Origin of the sequence: Bacillus sp. NPDC060175 (assembly GCF_042728695.1) — a bacterium.
Taxonomy (GTDB): domain Bacteria; phylum Bacillota; class Bacilli; order Bacillales; family Bacillaceae_G; genus Bacillus_A.
In genome coordinates this window covers 22,303-39,505 of record NZ_JBHWYR010000050.1, presented here as the reverse complement: position 1 = coordinate 39,505, position 17,203 = coordinate 22,303, and the positions used below count along the sequence as shown (strand labels likewise).

Sequence of the window (17,203 nt, the reverse complement as noted above, 5' to 3'; positions counted from 1 at the left end):
CATATAATTTATATATTAGACAAATATTTCGAATGAACGTATAGTAGAAATTGCGAATTATTTTTTACAATTTTTATGTAAAAAACAAAGAGGTGGTTACTGTATGAAATGGTGGAAGTTAAGCGGACAAATTTTATTATTATTTTGTTTCGCTTGGACAGGTGAATGGATTGCAAAACAGGCACACCTCCCAGTTCCAGGAAGTATAATCGGTATTTTTTTATTATTAATCTCATTAAAATTTAACATAGTGAAAAAAGAATGGATACAAGACGGTGCAGACTTTTTATTAAAAGAACTTATTTTATTTTTCATCCCTTCTGCAGTCGCTGTCATTCGTTACAAAGATACATTATCACAATATGGAATCGATCTCATTTTAATTATCGTGATTAGTACACTTTGTGTCACTCTCGTAACAGGACTTTTAACAGAATTGCTATTAAAGCGGAAAGGATCACCACAATGATCGGCTTTCTTTGTTTACTATTAACACTATTCACATATTGGGTATCTAAAAAAATGTATCAACGCTGGAATTGGAGTTTGCTTTCTCCCCTTCTTGTATGCCCAATCATTTTAATTGCTTTATTACTTGGATTAGATACACCATACGAAACCTACGAATCTGGTAGTCATTGGCTAACAGAATTATTAAAACCTGCTACAGTTGCTTTCGCATGGCCAATCTATAAACACTTTAATTTATTAAAAAAACATGGAACGGCCATTTTAATTAATGTCATTGTTGGTTCATTTCTATCGGTTATTACTTCCGCACTATTAGCTGATTTTTTTCAAATTGACTCTACAATAGAACAAAGTTTAGCACCGCACATTGTAACAACACCTATTGCAATGGCGATTTCAGAAATGATTGGCGGCATGTCACAATTAACAGCCGTTTTCGTCGTATTAACTGCCTTAACTGGAGCATTACTCGGTCCTACGCTCATACGCATATGCCGTATTAAAACAGCGCTCGCAAAAGGTATAATGCTAGGTACTAGCGCGAATGGAACCGGAACATCAAAAGCATTTGAAATCGGTCCTGTAGAAGGTACAATTGCAAGTTTATCAATGCTTTTAACAGCTGGAGCTAGTTTAGTTATCGTTCCGCTTTTCTTATCTTGGATACAATAAAAAAGAAAGTGTTTAAACACTTTCTTTTTTATTTGCATATTTATATAATAGCTCATAATCTTCCAGAAACGATAAAGATAATTTTTTCACTTCATCTATTCCTTTCCAATCTATTTCATGTATTAACTCATCAGGGTCTTGTATTTTCATGTTACCACCTATTAACTTCACAACATAGTAATACACATGAACTGGTACCCCATATGTTATCCCCTTTTTTTCACATAGCTTGTCTATAACTTCTACTTCATAACCCGTTTCTTCCCATACTTCACGAACACAACACTCTTCAAGCTCTTCTCCCTCTTCTTGTCCTCCGCTCGGCACAGACCATCGCTTCTCTTCATTTACTTTTCCTTGTAATACCATTAGAAACTCATTCTTTTCATTCATACATATAGCTGCCGTACCAATCCATCTTTTCATCCTATCTCCCCCATACTAACTTTCTATCTTTCTTTATATTTATCCTTGAAAAAAGAGGAGAAAAGTAAAACGATGACGAAAGATTACATCAACTTCATGAGCAGTCCCTTCTTAGAAATTCAAACCGAAAGGATGAAATTATGATTTCTAAATATGTTGTGGAATGTATTTTTTGTGAAGAAAATCGGAAACCTCGACAAGCAATTGTCACAGTGCCCGCTACTTCTCAGCTACTAGCCATTCAAAAAGTACGGGCTGAATGTAAACGTCGTTTCGGAAAAACTTTATTATTGCAAACAGAAATTAAAGAAGAATTACTCTTTGAACAAAAAGAAAGCTGACCATAAATTGGCCAGCTTTCTTATCCGATCATATTTTCACATGAAGATTAGGGGCATCCTCTTTAAGGATCGGGATTTACCCATTATGTGCGTTCCATAATGGTCATCGAACAATATATTTCTATACAATAAACTATTGAATAGAATAGGGCAAAACTTGTTCGCATTTTTTAGAAAAGGGATAGGGATATAATTCAAGTAATACTTCGAATACTCGAACTTTACACTCATTATATTAAAGCAAATCTTTTTATATGAGAAATATGAATTACTTACATAATTCATTCGTAAAATATATTAATATGCTTCTATATATTCTCTTTAATCTACTAACAACATACATCCAGCTAATATTGGTGTCATAATCATCGAAAACCTTAGAAGCATGCGAGGTGCATAATTTGTAAACTTAGCTCCTATATATGCGCCTAACATTGTCCCGATTAAAACTTGTACTAATAATACATAATCTAAATACCCTTCCGAACTATATCCAAGCCCACCTCCAATTGCGATTGGTAATATAACGAGCATTGTCGTCCCTACAGATTGACGGATCGTTAAACCTAATAGAACCATTAACCCGAGTTGGATAAAGGGTGCTGAACCAATCCCAAACGAACCAGCTAAAATTCCAGTAACCAATCCGAGACATATACATTTAATCAAGTTATCTTTCGTAAGTTCTTTTTCCTCTTTTAAAGACGGCTGCTCCCTGTTTTGGAACATAATCAATCGAATAAACATAAAAATTGCAGATAAAAATAACATACCCGCTGTAAACCAGTGCAGAAGATGCGCTGGTATTAGCGAACCAAACTTTGAACCAATAAAGGAACCAATTGCTCCAAATCCCCCAACAATCCCACCTATTACAAACACAACATTCCCTTCTCGGTAATGACTTACTACTCCAGATAATGTTGTAAATGCCATAGCAGTTAAAGATGTTGCAAGCGCAACATGAATAGGGATATGGAATACCAGGGTGAGTATCCCGATGATAAATCCTGCTCCTCCTGCTCCGACAAATCCTAATAAAACTCCCATTAATAACATTGTTATAATAATTGCCACATACTCCCCTCCAATACCCCAATTATCTATCATATGCACACTTCTATACAAACAAAAAGCACCCTAAACGGATGCTTTTACTATTTTTCTATATTGATAATATGTACTTAATCTTGATTAATCAAAATTACAGCTGGTCCAGAGACAACAACCCCGGCCACTTCTATCTTTTCAAATCCCTTCACTGTAATAGATATAACCCCTTCTCTTTCCATCAATTCCTTACTCAGGACATCAGTCGGTATCGCTTTCACCGTCTTACCTCCTTTTCATTTTATACAAAATCATAAAAAACTACCCAATGCATCTAAATATATGCATCACCTCCGCTTTCATTCCTTATTCCAGTCAAAATTCACATCCCCTTTCTATAACATATTGAAAAATAAAAAAGCACTCGCCAAAGCGAATGCCTTTCCATTATTTACTCTCTATTACTTTTAACATTCTATTAATAAATGCTGCCGATTCCCCACGTGTTGCAAAACCTTTTGGCATAAACTCATTATTCTCATTCCCTTTTACAATACCTAACCCATAAACACGTTGAACCGCCTGTTTAGCAAACCTCTAAACTAAATAACCCTTTACAATATAACAAACTCTACCCCATTCGTATGGATAGGAATGACTACTATTTGCCTACCTTTTCTATATTGGAATATGGAAAAGAAGCTATAAAAAGTATAGCTTCTTCCTCTCACTATTTCAATCTCGTTGCACCTTATATTCTATAACCCTACCATCTCTATCAAATTGCAAAACAAGACATTCACTATCTATAGAAATGAAACCACGTTCATTCCCAAGATAGTACAAAGTGGTAATTCCCTCTTCCAAACTTCTTGTTTCTGTAGGAGCCCCTAATAATTTTGTAATTTCCTCGTTTGATTTCCTATTAATTTATGTTCTTGCATTAGGTCATCTACCATATGTACCCGTTTATCTTCAAACTTTAACCATCATTCCTGATTAAAGTTTGAAATGTATTTATTTGCACTTAATTGTATTGTGCATACTACCAATGGAATGAGACCCACCATCATTACATTGAACAGTTGTTTCTTATCTTTATTACGTCTTGCAGAAACATGTAAGATAGACTTTTGAATAATAACTAATAAAATAAACGGCATTACTACCACAAAAATACTCATTACACTCAATGGCACATGAACCATATCAATAACGAAAATAAACGCAATGTACATTAATATATACAAACAAAAATAAGCGTACAACATTCCCCACAATATAGCGCTTTTACCTTTCTCCATCCAAATAGCACCTACTTTATCCCACTATTTGCGGGCAGTTAGACCCCACCTCAAAATTTGGCTGTACAGGGTAGGAGTCCGTTTGCCCATAAAGCCCTGCTGATTAAAGTTTTACTTTATTTTTCACTTCGCAACATAATTCATCTGGCCAATCATATCTCTAATCTTTTGTAGTTCTCGTGCTGTATATATTTCTTTACTTGTTAAAACTTCATTTCTGAAAAACGTTACAATTTGCTCTCTATCTTTAAATCTCGGCAATTCTTCATTAGAGAGATCAATAACTTCTTTTCCACTTTCATTTTCAAAATATACAATCGGTTTTACTTTTCCCTTTACAATATCTACTTGTATTTCTTCCAAATAATCATACACAGTTTGAGCTAATTTTTTCGCTTTATATGCTGGATTCCCTTCATTTCTTACTTGCAAAGTTAATGAAGTTCCATCCGTAATAAATTCAAATGTCTCTTCTTTTTCAATTTCATGTTGATACTTGCCGATTTCATCAATCATAAATGAATATACACCCGCATTTTCTCTCGTTAAGCCATGGATTAATTTCCCTGTCCATTCTTTCGTCTCAAGTAAATACATGCCAGCTTTACATAAGATGAGGTGATGGATTCGATTATCGTTTATGTCACGTTTATCTCTATATTTATTGCGTATCATAAAAACGTTCGGTATAATATGAAACTCTTCTTCTAGTATGATTCCTTGCTCAACGAAACCTCGCTTCATATAATGTAATGTTTCATGCGCATTCACTTCAGCACCATTTTTGGTATATTCTCGTAAATCCGCAATTAAATTTTGAAACATATGTATTTCGTTACTATGTTTATCTTGCATTTCACTACGTTCTTTACTATGTTGAACAGCCAATTGATTTTTCATCATACGCATATTTTCAAGTTCTCTAGCTGTATTCACTTGTAAATCATTATATTTTTTCTGTTCCATATTCTTTAAAGTATCCTGTTGTTCTTTATGCTCTGTAATCGTAGCTGCAATCTCATCTTCATACGTTTCAATCGCTTGTTTCTTTTCAAACTCTACTTGCTGACTCTCTGATTCTAACTGTTTATTTTTATAAAACAGTACAAACACTACAGCTAATAATATTAAAATCCCACCTATTAGCACATACTCCATATTATTACTCCTTTATTTCATTTCCGATTTTTTTTATAAATATATCGATTATATTATACTATGCTTTTAATATACACTTTGTAAAAATTATATATTTTTTATAAAAAGGCACCTCAAGTAAGATACCTTTTTATAGTTAGACTGCTGGTAAAAAACACTTGGTACTGGCCAATTGTCCAATAATCAGTGTGGACAATCCCCATCAATTAAATTTTCACTTTATTGCACACCATATTGAATATAACTTGAATCATTATATACCCATTGATTTGTCCCTAAGCAAAGCCATCCATCTTGCTTACTCCATACTCGATATGATTCACCATGATGTAACTGTCTTATAACATTCCCGTTTAATGATGGAGCGTCTCGCAGATTCACATTATCGCCAGTAATAGTTGCCACATAATGTTTATACTGAATATAACTTGAATCATTATATACCCACTGATTTGTCCCTAAACAGAGCCATCCATCTTGTTCTCCCCAAACTTCATATGATTCGCCACGATTCAATTGGCGAATTACACTAGACTGTAAAGATGGTCCACTTCGTAAATTCACATTATCTCCATTAATTACAGCAACTCCGTATACTGGAGTCGCATTATTAGGCGTGGGAACATTACCTCCACCACTTGCTCCATTTCCTTGTAAAGCTTCTAATGAAACAGCTGCTGATACATCACAATTTCCTACACCTGAAATTTGACCAGAATCTGTGTACTGCCATGCTGTCCACTCTGTCCATCCACCAGCATCAGCAGGTGGTATACTAGAATATCTGGAAATCCATAGTGGAATGTCACTTAACCCGTTAATTCCAAATTCATTAATATACCAAACTCCTGTATATAACATTACACTTTTCCCAGTAGCTTGTTTCACATAATTTACGAAACTTCTTGCCCAATTTGATATAGTCGCACCCGTTAAACTACTATTGCTACTATCCGTTGGCGATTCTAAATCTAAAACAGGAATTAAGTCCGTCTGATTACTCTGTAATATATTCACAAAATATTTCGCTTCTGAAATTGCATCATTTTGTTCTGGGTGCGCAAAATGATATGCACCGATTAATACATTCGCATTTCTCGCAGCTTGTACATTTTGAACGAAAGTAGGGTCAATATAGTTCACACCTTCCGTCGCTTTTGCATACGCCGCTGGAATGCCAGATGACTTCACAGCATTCCAATCAATGTTTCCTTCCCAATGAGACACATCGATAAACGTAACATTTGAACTGGATCTATTTTGCATATAAAAGCTCCTATCAATTTTTTTATTCCGTATACAATATGTATAACTTCAGTTAGCGGACACGACGTTTATACTATAGTAATAAAGTTCTACTATATTTATTTTGTTGAAATGTTTAAGAAGAAAGTGGAATTGAAACTACACCGTCCACCAGAAACTCCATTAATACACTTTTAACACCTCAAAAAAGGCCTTGTAATTACAAGGCCTTTTGCAAACTCCCTTTATTTTGTAGTAAGTACATATTGTAGTAAAGTCCTTGTTCACTAAGTAACTCTTGATGTGTTCCTCTTTCTCTGATTTCCCCTTCATGCATAACAAATATTTGGTCCGCATCTTGGATTGTAGACAATCTGTGTGCAATCGCTATCGTTGTTCTACCTTTTCGCATTTGCTGCAATGCCGTTTGGATAGCCTCCTCTGTTTCTGTATCAATATTTGCCGTCGCTTCATCTAACACTAATACTTTCGGATTAGTTGCTATCGTTCTAGCAAAAGCAATTAATTGCCTTTGACCACTAGAAAACGCAGCTCCTCTCTCGACAACTTCTGTATCATACTGCTCCGATAATTTTTCAATAAACGTATTCGCTTGCACAAATCGCGCTGCTTCTTCTATCTCTTCATCCGTTATCTCTTCATTATACATACGAATATTTTGCTTTACATTTCCAGCAAATAAAAATGCATCTTGCAGCACAAGACCAATTTTCTTTCGAATTTCTTGTTCTTCAAACTTCTCTAAACCCACTCCGTCTATTACAATATTACCTGATCTAATATTGTAAAATCTCATTAATAAATTCATAATTGTACTCTTACCACTACCAGTGTGTCCGACGAAAGCAACCGTTTGCCCTGGTTTTACGTGAAAAGATACATTTTTTAAAACGTCACGCTTTCCATCATATGAAAAAGTAACATCTTTAAACTGAATTTCCCCGTTAACTACTCGTGGATTTTCACTCCCCATTTGAACAGGAGCTAAATCTTTATCATCCATTAAATGAAATACACGCGATGATGAAACGAGCGCTTGTTGGAAGAAAGATAGTTTCATCATCATCTCGTTTACCGGCTGGAAGAAGCGGTGAATATAGTTAACGAAAGCATATAAAACCCCTACTTCGACAGGACTCTTTAAAGCGTCAATTCCAAATAAACCAAGAACTAACGCAATTGCTACAATATGAACAAGATCTGTTGCTGGACGTAAAAGTAATGCATCTAATTTCAATGTACGACGTCCAGCACTATAATGCTTATTGTTGACTTCTTCAAACTCTTTTCTCATCCGCTTTTCTTGCCGGAACACTTGAACAATATTCATCCCTTGAATGGACTCATTTAACTTTGCATTTAATACACTTAGTTGATTACGTACCTCTAAATAAAAAGCTGCACTTTTCCGGCGATACAGTAACATAATCGCAAACATAATTGGAATTAATATGAGAGAAAATAGCGCTAATTTTACATCTAGTAAAAACATCGCTACTAAAATTCCCACTAAAAAGACTACATTTTTCACGAATGTTGATAGTACACTAACATAAAAATCCTTAATCGCTTCCGTATCATTCGTTATACGAGATACGAGCGTACCAATCGGCGTACGATCAAAAAAACTTAATGATAACTTTTGAACATGTTCATACACTTCAACTCGCATATCTTGAACAATCTTAAAAGCGATATTTTGAAAGTACAATAAGTCTAAATACGTAAATAATACTTTTAATAAGTGAGCAATAATATACACTACAAATAGAGTAACAAGTGCTGATTGTTCAAAGTTACGTGGTACTAAGTGTTCATCAAGAAATTGTTTAATTAAAAAAGGACCCATCATTTCAGCTACAGTTGCACCAACTAGAAATAAAAATGCTAACGCTAATAACCCTTTATATGGTCTCATATAAGAAAGCAATCTCCTTAAATCACTCTGCTTTTTCTCAGCCATCATACGCCTCCTTTCTCTACCAGTTCCTCTAACTGCTGGCTTTCATACATTTCTTTATACCAACCATTTTCGTTCATTAGTTGTTCATGTGTTCCTCGTTGCATAATCTTACCCTCATCAATAACAAGAATAAGATTTGCATGCTGAATCGCACTTAAACGATGCGCAGTAATAATCGTCGTTTTTTCTGCTCTTTCTCGTTTCAATGCAGTTAATATAGTTTCTTCTGTTTTTGCATCTACAGCTGATAAACAATCATCTAAAATTAAAATTTCAGCATTCGTTAATAACGCACGTGCAATTGAAATCCGCTGTTTTTGGCCTCCTGATAGCGAAACTCCTCTTTCACCTACTACCGTGTCATATCCTTCCGAAAATTGAATAATATCATTATGAATACAAGCAATCTCAGCAGCCCTGCTAATTTCTTTATATGTAGCATCGGCCTTTCCAAAAGCAATGTTCTCCCCAATACTCGCTGAAAATAAAAAATGATCTTGCGGTACGTATGAAATTGCAGAGCGTACACCGTGAAGTGTTACATCTCGAATATCCCGCTCACCAACTTTTAATTCACCATTAAAGTGGTCATACTCGCGAATTAAACATTTTAATAACGTCGTCTTCCCTGCACCGGTACGCCCTACAATTCCTAACGTTTCACCTTTTCTTAAGTTAAAGTAAATATCTTTTAAGTTTAATAGTTCATTCTTTTTATAAGAAAACGAATCAACTGAAAACGAAACATCACCACTTGCTATAGCATGTATAGCATTTTCCTTATTCACTACATCCGAAGTTTGTGAAAGTATTTTCTCCACACGATCATACGAAGCACGTCCACGCTCCATAATATTAAATAGCCATCCAAAAGCTAACATTGGCCATACAAGAGTCCCTAAGTATGTTGTAAATGTTACTAATTCTCCTACAGTTAATTCACCCCGTACAACTAATAATGATCCGTAACAAATTGCGATTAAAAATGAAAATCCGACAATTAGGGCAATCGTTGGATCGAATAACGAGTCAATACGTGCGACTAGCATATTTTTATGTACGACATCTTCCGATTTCTTCCGAAACGATTGTAAATCCTCTTTCTCTTGTCCAAGTGAGCGAATTACCTTCATCCCACTCATACTTTCTTGTACTTTATCATTGATTTCAGAAAACGATTGCTGTGCTTTATGAAATCTTCTATGCAGTAAAGTTCCATAATAATTTGTAGAAATAGCTACAATTGGCATCGGAATTAAACTTAATAACGTTAACTTCCAGCTAATTGTAAACCCCATCGCTACGAGTACACATCCTCCAACAGCTAATGAATCAACGAGTGTTAACACACCTGACCCAGCAGTTTGTTGAATCGCCTGAATATCATTTGTCGCATGTGCCATCAAGTCGCCCGTACGACGTGATTGATAAAAGGATGGGCTCATCTTTGTAAAATGTTCATATAAATTCTTTCGCAATTGACGAGCTAGTTTTAAAGAAGATCCAAAAATCATAATACGCCATAAGTAACGTAATATATACATCGTAATTCCTACAACTACTAATAGAATAACCCAGTTCAACAATTTTTCAGATGTTAATGTTCCATTATTAATTTCATCTACTACAATTCCTAGCACCCTTGGCGCTACAAGTTCAAGAAGCGCGACACCAAATAACATAATAATTCCGATTATGTACGCTCGTTTTTCTTGTTTAAAAAACCAAGCTAAATTAAAAAACACTTTCATATTTATCCTCCTCCCTTAAAATGAGCGATATTTTCAGTTTATCAAAAATGCAGAATTTTTAAAAGTTTTGAATATCTTTTATATCCAAAAGAAAAGGACACTCGGTAAGAGTGCCCTTTTGCGCTTATTTTGTTTGTTGCTTGTTCATCGCGCTCATCATTTGATTGATTTTCTTTTGGGAAGGTTTTTGTCCCATTTGCATCATCATCATTTTTAACATTTGTTCGTTAATTGGTGGATTTTTTTGTAAGTAATTCATCATATATTTGCGGGCAATGAAAAATCCTAACGCCACGCCTGCTACTAGTGCTACTACGCCCACTAGAATACCTAACCACATTGGCATATCTTTTCCTCCTTCATGTTGTCTACCTTACAGTGTACTAAAACCTTTTCAATAAGACAAGATACTATTCGACATTTTTTATACATATGTTCGTACTTGTTTGAGAGGATTTAACCAACCGTACTTTTTATTTTCATAATCCATCGCGAAAAATGTTAACTCACACTTTCTAAGCACCTCAAAGAAAGTTGTTTCCATGGATACATTTCCAGAAGTATTCATTCGAATATATTGTGGTTTCACCATTATTTCTCCGTATTCGGCTCCTGTATAAAGCGTATGAGTATGATTTGTTCTTTCATATTTGCCAAGAACACGCAAAGCCTGTTCTAATTTATGATGAATTTTCATTACTTGTATTGGCATCGTAATATATATCATTTGCTTATATAACACTTTCTTTTCCGAAAGGGACCCAGATTCTGAAAATCGAGCAAATAAATCAAAAAACAAATATTCACGACCAAAGTAAGCTTTCGCAATATCCTCTTGAATTAAATACAATTCATACGTTTTCATTTTTTCCCTCCCGATCTGGACAACCTTTTCCCTACATTATATAAGAGAAAATTTGCAATGATTGTCTGACTACGGAGAGAGAAAAAACTTTTCCTGTCGAAAAAACTCAATTACATAGAAAAATCTCCCCATGCTGGAGAGATTTTTCTAAAATCATTAAAGCATTTCTTTTACTTTGCGAACAACGTTCTCTACAGTAAATCCATACTCTTCCATAATCTTCTCACCAGGAGCAGAAGCACCGAATGTGTCGATACCTAGTACATCTCCATCAAGACCTACGTAACGGTGCCATCCGAATGTAGCACCCATTTCAATTGCGAAACGTTTCGTTACTACTTTTGGTAGTACAGATTCTTTGTACTCAGCAGTTTGAGCTTCAAAGCGATCCATAGATGGCATGCTAACAACAGCTGCATCAACGCCGTCTGCTGCTAAAGCTTTTTGCGCTTCGATTGCTAAGCTTACTTCAGATCCAGTTGCAAGTAGGATTACATCAGCCGTTTCTTTCTTGCTTGCAGAAACTACATATGCACCTTTTGCTACTTTTTCATAAGTATCGTCTTTTGCACCTTCTAATGTCGGAAGATCTTGACGAGTTAACACTAATGCAGTTGGTGTTTTTGTAGATTCTAAAGCTAATCTCCAAGCTGCAACAGATTCGTTACCGTCAGCTGGACGAATAACAGAAACGTTTGGCATTGCACGAAGTGCTGCTAATTGTTCAACCGGCTCATGCGTTGGACCATCTTCACCAACAGCGATACTGTCGTGTGTAAATACATACGTTACAGGCAATTGCATTAATGCTGCAAGACGAATTGCTGGACGTAAGTAGTCAGAGAATACGAAGAACGTACCACCGTAAGTTTTTAAACCGCCATGTAGTGCAATACCGTTCATTGCTGCACCCATCGCAAACTCACGAACACCGTACCAAATGTTTTTACCGCTGTAATCAGCTCTTGTGAAGTCTTTTTCGTTATTCATGTATGTTTTGTTAGAACCAGCAAGGTCAGCTGATCCACCAAAGAATGATGGTACAGACTCTGCAATAGCATTAATTACAGCACCTGAAGAATTACGTGTTGCTGCTTTTGATCCTAATTCATAAGTTGGTAAGCTTTGTTCCCAACCTTTTGGAAGAAGACCATTCATTGCTGCTTGCAGCTCGTTTGCTAATTCTGGATATGCTTGTGCATATTCACCGAGCATCGTGTTCCATGCAGCTTGTGCAGTCTCACCAGCATCTTGTACCGTTTTACGGAAGTTGTCATATACTTCTTCTGCTACATGGAAATCTTGTTCAGCAGTCCAAGCGTATGCTTCTTTCGTTAATTTTGTTTCGTCTACACCAAGTGGAGAACCGTGTGAAGCTGATTTTCCTGATTTGTTTGGAGAACCGAAACCAATTGTCGTTCTTACTTCAATTAGCGTTGGGCGTTTTTCGTCAGCTTTCGCTTCTTCAATTGCTTTTGCAATTGCTTCAATATCGTTTCCATCCTCAACACGGATTACTTGCCAGCCGTATGCTTTGTAACGATCTTCTACACTTTCAGAGAATGAGCGATTTAAATCGCCATCTAATGAAATATCGTTTGAATCGTAAAGCACAACAAGACGACCTAATTGTAAATGAGCAGCTAATGAAGATGCTTCAGCAGAAACGCCTTCCATTAAATCGCCATCACCACAAATAGCGTATGTATGATGATCTACTACATTGTACGCATCACGGTTATACTTTGCTGCTAAATGTCTTTCAGCCATCGCCATACCAACAGCTGTTGCAATCCCTTGTCCAAGTGGACCAGTTGTTGCGTCTACACCTGCTGTGTGACCATACTCAGGATGTCCTGGAGTTTTGCTTCCCCATTGACGGAAGTTCTTTAAATCATCCATTGTTAAGTCATAACCAGATAGATGAAGTAGGCTGTATAGTAACATTGAACCATGACCTGCAGATAATACGAAACGATCGCGGTTAAACCACGTTGGGTTATTTGGATTGTGTTTCATAAATTGAGTCCATACTGTATAAGCCATTGGTGCTGCACCCATTGGCATTCCTGGGTGACCAGAGTTTGCTTTTTCAATCGCATCAATGGATAATGTGCGAATCGTGTTGATAGAAAGTTGTTCGATTGAATGTGACATGCTATTCTTCCCTTCGCGTATGTTAGTAAACGTTTTATACATTTATATGATAGCTTCCCACGCAAGATTATACAACATGTATCGACAAATATGTTGATGTTTTTTTGATTTTTCATAAAAAAAACAGTGATTACGGGAATGTATGGGTATTCAATATGACATACTTTTTTATTATTTTTATTTTAAAAAGAAAGGGAATTATCTGTATATTTATACAAATATATGAACTTCTTCTATACCGAATTTTTTGATAAACACTAAAAAAATACAAAAAAGCATCTGAATTAGATGCTTTTAAAATTCGTTAAACAATCCGTTTTCGAATCGAACTTGAAATAAAATCAATTATAATTACCATTAAAATGATGCCTAATAAAATAATTCCCACGCGGGACCAATTCCGTGAACTCAGTGCAAAAATTAATGGAGTACCAATACCACCTGCTCCAATAACACCTAAAATCGCAGCGGATCGTACATTAATTTCGAATCTGTATAACGTATACGATAGAAAATCCGGTAACACTTGTGGTAATACTGCATACCAAAGTATTTGAAACCGATTTGCACCTGTTGCGATTAACGCTTCCGTCGGTCCCTTGTCTATATTCTCAATTCCTTCCGAATATAGTTTCCCTAACATTCCGATAGAGTGTAATCCTAAAGCTAAAACTCCGGCGAAAGAGCCTGGACCGACAGCTTTTATAAATAAAAGGGCCATAACTAATTCAGGAAATGTACGAACAAAACTAAGTACAAATTTCCCAGTTACTGAAGTTAATTTTCCACTACTCATATTCGTTGCCGCCCAAAAAGCAAATGGAACAGATAAAAAGGCAGAAATAAATGTACCTAATATCGCAATTGCCAACGTATCAATTAAACCATGTAATAAATCTTCACCATCTGGTAAAGATACATAGGACCAATCTGGGTTCAGTACGCCTGTCATAATTGCTTTTGTAATTTCTCCCGCTGTATCCTTTATTCCCTCTAGCGGGACTCCTGAAAAGGCCCATACATATATAACTGTAAGTGCTATAAAAATAATCCAGCGATATACACTCGGTTTCTTCGGTTTCGGTACGATTATCGTCGTTTTACTCATTATAATTTCTCCCGCAACAATGTACTTACATAATCAATTAGCAATACAACAACAAGAGTATAAATAATAATAGAAGCAGTTTGTTGATATTGTAAAAATCCAAGTGTACGATCATAATATAATCCAATACCACCCGCTCCTACTAAGCCTAGAACAGCTGCTGCACGCACATTCACCTCAAATGTATAAAGGACATAGGAGACAAAGTGCGCTTTTACTTGCGGAATTACCCCATAAACAATCCATTGCACCTTATTCGCTCCTACCGCTGTCATCGCTTCTAATGGACCTGGGTCAATTGATTCAATTGACTCATACAACAATTTCGCCACGAGTCCAATCGAGAAAAAAGTAAGCGCCAAAATACCTGGAAGTGGTCCTATTCCAAAAATAGCTACGAAAATTGCCGCTAATAATAAATCTGGTATTGTCCGGATAAAATTTAAAATCAATCGAGCTGGACTGTACAAAAATGCGCTAGTAAACACATTACTTGCCGCAAATAGTGCAATTGGAATAGCTAAAATCGCTCCTAAAGTCGTCCCAATAATTGCCATGCGTATTGTATCTAACATTGCTGTTGTAATAACTTGAAAATAGCTCCAATCTGGCGGCACCATCTCTTTCAGCAAATCCATCATATTAGGAAAACCAACTACTAGTTTTGCAAATGATGCGTCGACCTGCACACTACTTCCCCACAAAAGTAAAATAACTAGAATAGCCGTTAACATACGTTTCAATTTACTCGGCGGCTTCGGTATCGATTTCGAATATATCGTCACGTCATTCATTTAGCTGCCACCTCTAATAATTCGCTTTTCTGAGCAACGTCCCCATAAATTTCAGCAAATTTTTCATCCGTTGCCTCTTCTACTGAACCATCAAAAACAATTTCACCTGCATGTAATCCAATAATGCGTGTAGCATATTGCCTAGCTAAATCAATAGAATGTAAGTTTACAATTGTCGTAATTCCAAAATCTTCATTAATTTTTTTCAAATCATCTAGCACTTGCTTTGTTGTCAACGGATCTAACGATGCAACAGGTTCATCTGCCAATATGATTTTCGCTTCTTGCGCCAACGCTCTAGCAATCGATACACGTTGCTGTTGTCCTCCTGATAATTCATCAGCCCTCGCATATGCTTTTTCTAAAATATTCACTCTTTTTAACGATTGAAATGTAAGCTCCAAATCCTCTTTTGGAAATAGACCTAACGTTGTACGCAGTGTCGAATGATACCCAACACGTCCAGCTAATACATTCTTCAATACCGTTGACCGCTTTACAAGGTTAAAGCTTTGAAAAATCATACCAATATCTCGGCGCATACGTCGTAACCCTTTTCCTTTTGCAGCAGTAATAGACTCACCTTCTATTATGATTTCACCTTCCGTAATCTCATGAAGGCGATTTACCGATCTGAGAAGTGTAGACTTTCCAGCCCCGGATAACCCTACCATTACAACAAACTCACCTTTTTGAATTTTCAAATTTATATTATTCAATCCTTTTGTACCATTCGGATACACTTTGGAGACATTTCGAAACTCTATCACACATCTTACCTACCTTCTATGTATTCAAAACGGCAAACTAACTGAAACTACACCCCTTCCAGTTAGCTGCCATTTTCATATGTATTATTGCGTTTTTACTTTCTTTCCGTATTCACGAACGATATCAAATTTACTATCATCAGATTTAACGTATCCTTCATGTGAGTATACTTCTTTAATGATTTTGTGCCCTTCCTCATTCTTTCCTATTTCAATGAAAGCATCCTGTAATTTCTTGCTCCACTCTGCATCTAAATCAGAACGTACAGAAATCGTATCGTTTGGAATTTCCTCCGTAAATTTCACTATTTTCGTTTGATCGAATATATTAGGATAATCTTTTTTTACAATATTACGAGCATCTTGGAATACAACAGCTGCATCTACATCACCATTTAAAAGCGCAATAAGTGACTGATCATGACCTTTTAATGTAACAGGTTTCACATCTTTCAACGGATCAATTCCCTCTTTTAACAATACAGCCGCAGGCCATACATACCCCGCTGACGATGTTACATCCTGATAACCAATTTTTTTACCTTTTAAATCTTTTACACTGTTAATATTAGAATCTTTCTTAACAACAAACTCAGATTTATAAAAGTCTACTAAATCTTTTGTAGGAGCTCCTGTCTCATCATCTACACCAAAACGTTGTGCCTGTAAAATTACATTTGCAGCCTTTTTCTCATGCGCTAACACATACGCTGTTGGAGGTAAAAAGCCTACATCTACTTGCTTAGATGCCATCGCTTCTACAATTGTATTGTAATTCGTTGAAATACTAACTTTTACCGGCATATTTAATTTATCACTTAATAGCTTTTCCAACGGTTTTGCCTTCGCCTCTAACGTATCTGCATTTTGAGAAGGAACAAATTGAACATTTAAAGTCTTCGGTACATAACCTTTTTTCGTATCTTCATTTTTACTTGCACTTGATTCCTTCGTTCCACAGCCACTTAATAATCCCGCTGCTAGTACAACTGTTGTACTCATTACAAAAACTTTTTTCAACATATTAATGCCCCCATTTTTGTTGTTATAAAATAACCTTCCGTAAACATGAAGAAATATATCACACATTTTCACGAATAATTCCCT

17 protein-coding genes and 2 pseudogenes are annotated in these 17,203 nt (G+C 35.9%); 3 read left to right on the top strand and 16 right to left on the bottom strand.

From position 1 onward, the window contains the following. The first annotated feature begins 103 nt into the window (after positions 1–103). Together ACFWDE_RS21695 and ACFWDE_RS21690 are read left to right on the top strand one after the other, a co-directional pair. Positions 104–469 (top strand): CidA/LrgA family holin-like protein, encoded by a 366-nt coding sequence (locus ACFWDE_RS21695; RefSeq protein WP_002087869.1) that lies wholly within the window; start codon positions 104–106, stop codon positions 467–469. Further along, positions 466–1,143 carry an LrgB family protein gene (locus tag ACFWDE_RS21690; protein WP_002111197.1) on the top strand — a complete coding sequence of 226 codons (678 nt, stop codon included), beginning with the start codon at positions 466–468 and terminating at the stop codon, positions 1,141–1,143. The genes ACFWDE_RS21695 and ACFWDE_RS21690 overlap by 4 nt, the downstream gene beginning before the upstream one ends. A 12-nt stretch (positions 1,144–1,155) precedes the next feature. Here the strand turns inward: ACFWDE_RS21690 and ACFWDE_RS21685 are convergent, their stop codons facing one another. Continuing rightward, positions 1,156–1,569: an NUDIX hydrolase gene (locus tag ACFWDE_RS21685; RefSeq protein ID WP_377894614.1), complete on the bottom strand. Its 414-nt coding sequence runs from the start codon at positions 1,567–1,569 to the stop codon at positions 1,156–1,158. Positions 1,570–1,709: 140 nt separating this feature from the next. On the opposite strand from ACFWDE_RS21685, the gene ACFWDE_RS21680 reads away from it, so the two are divergent. Further along, on the top strand, positions 1,710–1,910 hold the full coding sequence (locus tag ACFWDE_RS21680) for a DUF3903 domain-containing protein (protein ID WP_002111199.1): 201 nt from the start codon (positions 1,710–1,712) through the stop codon (positions 1,908–1,910). A gap of 321 nt (positions 1,911–2,231) precedes the next feature. Here ACFWDE_RS21680 and ACFWDE_RS21675 read toward each other — a convergent pair whose 3' ends face one another. The 15 genes and pseudogenes from ACFWDE_RS21675 to ACFWDE_RS21605 all read right to left on the bottom strand — a co-directional run bounded on the left by ACFWDE_RS21675 (position 2,232) and on the right by ACFWDE_RS21605 (position 17,119). Next, the gene (locus tag ACFWDE_RS21675) at positions 2,232–2,987 is read right to left on the bottom strand and encodes a sulfite exporter TauE/SafE family protein (protein ID WP_377894613.1); all 756 of its coding nucleotides are present in this window, start codon (positions 2,985–2,987) and stop codon (positions 2,232–2,234) included. A 107-nt stretch (positions 2,988–3,094) separates the two neighbouring features. Then, entirely contained in the window at positions 3,095–3,241 is a 147-nt protein-coding gene (locus tag ACFWDE_RS21670) for a BC1881 family protein (RefSeq protein WP_377894611.1), read from the bottom strand. 166 nt (positions 3,242–3,407) lie between these two features. Continuing rightward, positions 3,408–3,554: pseudogene (locus tag ACFWDE_RS21665) on the bottom strand (S-layer homology domain-containing protein); the annotation flags it as partial. 141 nt (positions 3,555–3,695) lie between these two features. Next, a pseudogene (locus ACFWDE_RS21660) lies at positions 3,696–4,264 on the bottom strand (hypothetical protein). 123 nt (positions 4,265–4,387) lie between these two features. Next, positions 4,388–5,422 (bottom strand): nuclease-related domain-containing protein, encoded by a 1,035-nt coding sequence (locus ACFWDE_RS21655; RefSeq protein ID WP_377894610.1) that lies wholly within the window; start codon positions 5,420–5,422, stop codon positions 4,388–4,390. Between the two features lie 219 nt (positions 5,423–5,641). Continuing rightward, positions 5,642–6,688 carry a GH25 family lysozyme gene (locus ACFWDE_RS21650; protein WP_377894608.1) on the bottom strand — a complete coding sequence of 349 codons (1,047 nt, stop codon included), beginning with the start codon at positions 6,686–6,688 and terminating at the stop codon, positions 5,642–5,644. Positions 6,689–6,887: 199 nt separating this feature from the next. Then, complete coding sequence (locus ACFWDE_RS21645; protein ID WP_377894606.1) at positions 6,888–8,651, bottom strand: ABC transporter ATP-binding protein; 1,764 nt, start codon at positions 8,649–8,651, stop codon at positions 6,888–6,890. Beyond that, positions 8,651–10,402, bottom strand: coding sequence for an ABC transporter ATP-binding protein (locus ACFWDE_RS21640; RefSeq protein WP_377894604.1), 1,752 nt, complete (start codon positions 10,400–10,402; stop codon positions 8,651–8,653). Before ACFWDE_RS21640 ends, ACFWDE_RS21645 begins: the two co-directional genes overlap by 1 nt. A 124-nt stretch (positions 10,403–10,526) precedes the next feature. Further along, on the bottom strand, positions 10,527–10,748 hold the full coding sequence (locus ACFWDE_RS21635) for a YneF family protein (protein ID WP_001132292.1): 222 nt from the start codon (positions 10,746–10,748) through the stop codon (positions 10,527–10,529). Positions 10,749–10,826: 78 nt separating this feature from the next. Beyond that, the gene (gene sirA, locus ACFWDE_RS21630) at positions 10,827–11,267 is read right to left on the bottom strand and encodes a sporulation inhibitor of replication protein SirA (protein ID WP_002146251.1); all 441 of its coding nucleotides are present in this window, start codon (positions 11,265–11,267) and stop codon (positions 10,827–10,829) included. 156 nt (positions 11,268–11,423) lie between these two features. Continuing rightward, a complete protein-coding gene (gene tkt / locus ACFWDE_RS21625) occupies positions 11,424–13,424 on the bottom strand; it encodes a transketolase (RefSeq protein WP_377894603.1) in 2,001 nt (666 codons plus the stop codon). A gap of 304 nt (positions 13,425–13,728) precedes the next feature. Further along, entirely contained in the window at positions 13,729–14,532 is an 804-nt protein-coding gene (gene phnE, locus ACFWDE_RS21620) for a phosphonate ABC transporter, permease protein PhnE (RefSeq protein WP_098775464.1), read from the bottom strand. After that, a complete protein-coding gene (gene phnE / locus ACFWDE_RS21615; protein ID WP_377894601.1) occupies positions 14,532–15,326 on the bottom strand; it encodes a phosphonate ABC transporter, permease protein PhnE in 795 nt (264 codons plus the stop codon). The genes phnE (ACFWDE_RS21620) and phnE (ACFWDE_RS21615) overlap by 1 nt, the downstream gene beginning before the upstream one ends. Continuing rightward, positions 15,323–16,096: a phosphonate ABC transporter ATP-binding protein gene (phnC, locus tag ACFWDE_RS21610; RefSeq protein WP_377894599.1), complete on the bottom strand. Its 774-nt coding sequence runs from the start codon at positions 16,094–16,096 to the stop codon at positions 15,323–15,325. The genes phnE (ACFWDE_RS21615) and phnC overlap by 4 nt, the downstream gene beginning before the upstream one ends. An 84-nt stretch (positions 16,097–16,180) precedes the next feature. Next, a complete protein-coding gene (locus ACFWDE_RS21605) occupies positions 16,181–17,119 on the bottom strand; it encodes a phosphate/phosphite/phosphonate ABC transporter substrate-binding protein (protein ID WP_033710861.1) in 939 nt (312 codons plus the stop codon). Positions 17,120–17,203 lie beyond the last annotated feature (84 nt).

Excerpts from the sequence above, each read along its gene's own strand:
- phnE (WP_377894601.1), bottom strand. The coding sequence starts at position 15,326 with ATGAATGACGTGACGATATATTCGAAATCGATACCGAAGCCGCCGAGT.
- ACFWDE_RS21605 (WP_033710861.1), bottom strand. The coding sequence starts at position 17,119 with ATGTTGAAAAAAGTTTTTGTAATGAGTACAACAGTTGTACTAGCAGCG.
- phnE (WP_098775464.1), bottom strand. The coding sequence starts at position 14,532 with ATGAGTAAAACGACGATAATCGTACCGAAACCGAAGAAACCGAGTGTA.
- ACFWDE_RS21645 (WP_377894606.1), bottom strand. The coding sequence starts at position 8,651 with ATGGCTGAGAAAAAGCAGAGTGATTTAAGGAGATTGCTTTCTTATATG.
- ACFWDE_RS21655 (WP_377894610.1), bottom strand. The coding sequence starts at position 5,422 with ATGGAGTATGTGCTAATAGGTGGGATTTTAATATTATTAGCTGTAGTG.
- ACFWDE_RS21685 (WP_377894614.1), bottom strand. The coding sequence starts at position 1,569 with ATGAAAAGATGGATTGGTACGGCAGCTATATGTATGAATGAAAAGAAT.
- ACFWDE_RS21680 (WP_002111199.1), top strand. The coding sequence starts at position 1,710 with ATGATTTCTAAATATGTTGTGGAATGTATTTTTTGTGAAGAAAATCGG.
- ACFWDE_RS21690 (WP_002111197.1), top strand. The coding sequence starts at position 466 with ATGATCGGCTTTCTTTGTTTACTATTAACACTATTCACATATTGGGTA.
- sirA (WP_002146251.1), bottom strand. The coding sequence starts at position 11,267 with ATGAAAACGTATGAATTGTATTTAATTCAAGAGGATATTGCGAAAGCT.
- ACFWDE_RS21695 (WP_002087869.1), top strand. The coding sequence starts at position 104 with ATGAAATGGTGGAAGTTAAGCGGACAAATTTTATTATTATTTTGTTTC.
- ACFWDE_RS21640 (WP_377894604.1), bottom strand. The coding sequence starts at position 10,402 with ATGAAAGTGTTTTTTAATTTAGCTTGGTTTTTTAAACAAGAAAAACGA.
- tkt (WP_377894603.1), bottom strand. The coding sequence starts at position 13,424 with ATGTCACATTCAATCGAACAACTTTCTATCAACACGATTCGCACATTA.
- ACFWDE_RS21635 (WP_001132292.1), bottom strand. The coding sequence starts at position 10,748 with ATGCCAATGTGGTTAGGTATTCTAGTGGGCGTAGTAGCACTAGTAGCA.
- ACFWDE_RS21650 (WP_377894608.1), bottom strand. The coding sequence starts at position 6,688 with ATGCAAAATAGATCCAGTTCAAATGTTACGTTTATCGATGTGTCTCAT.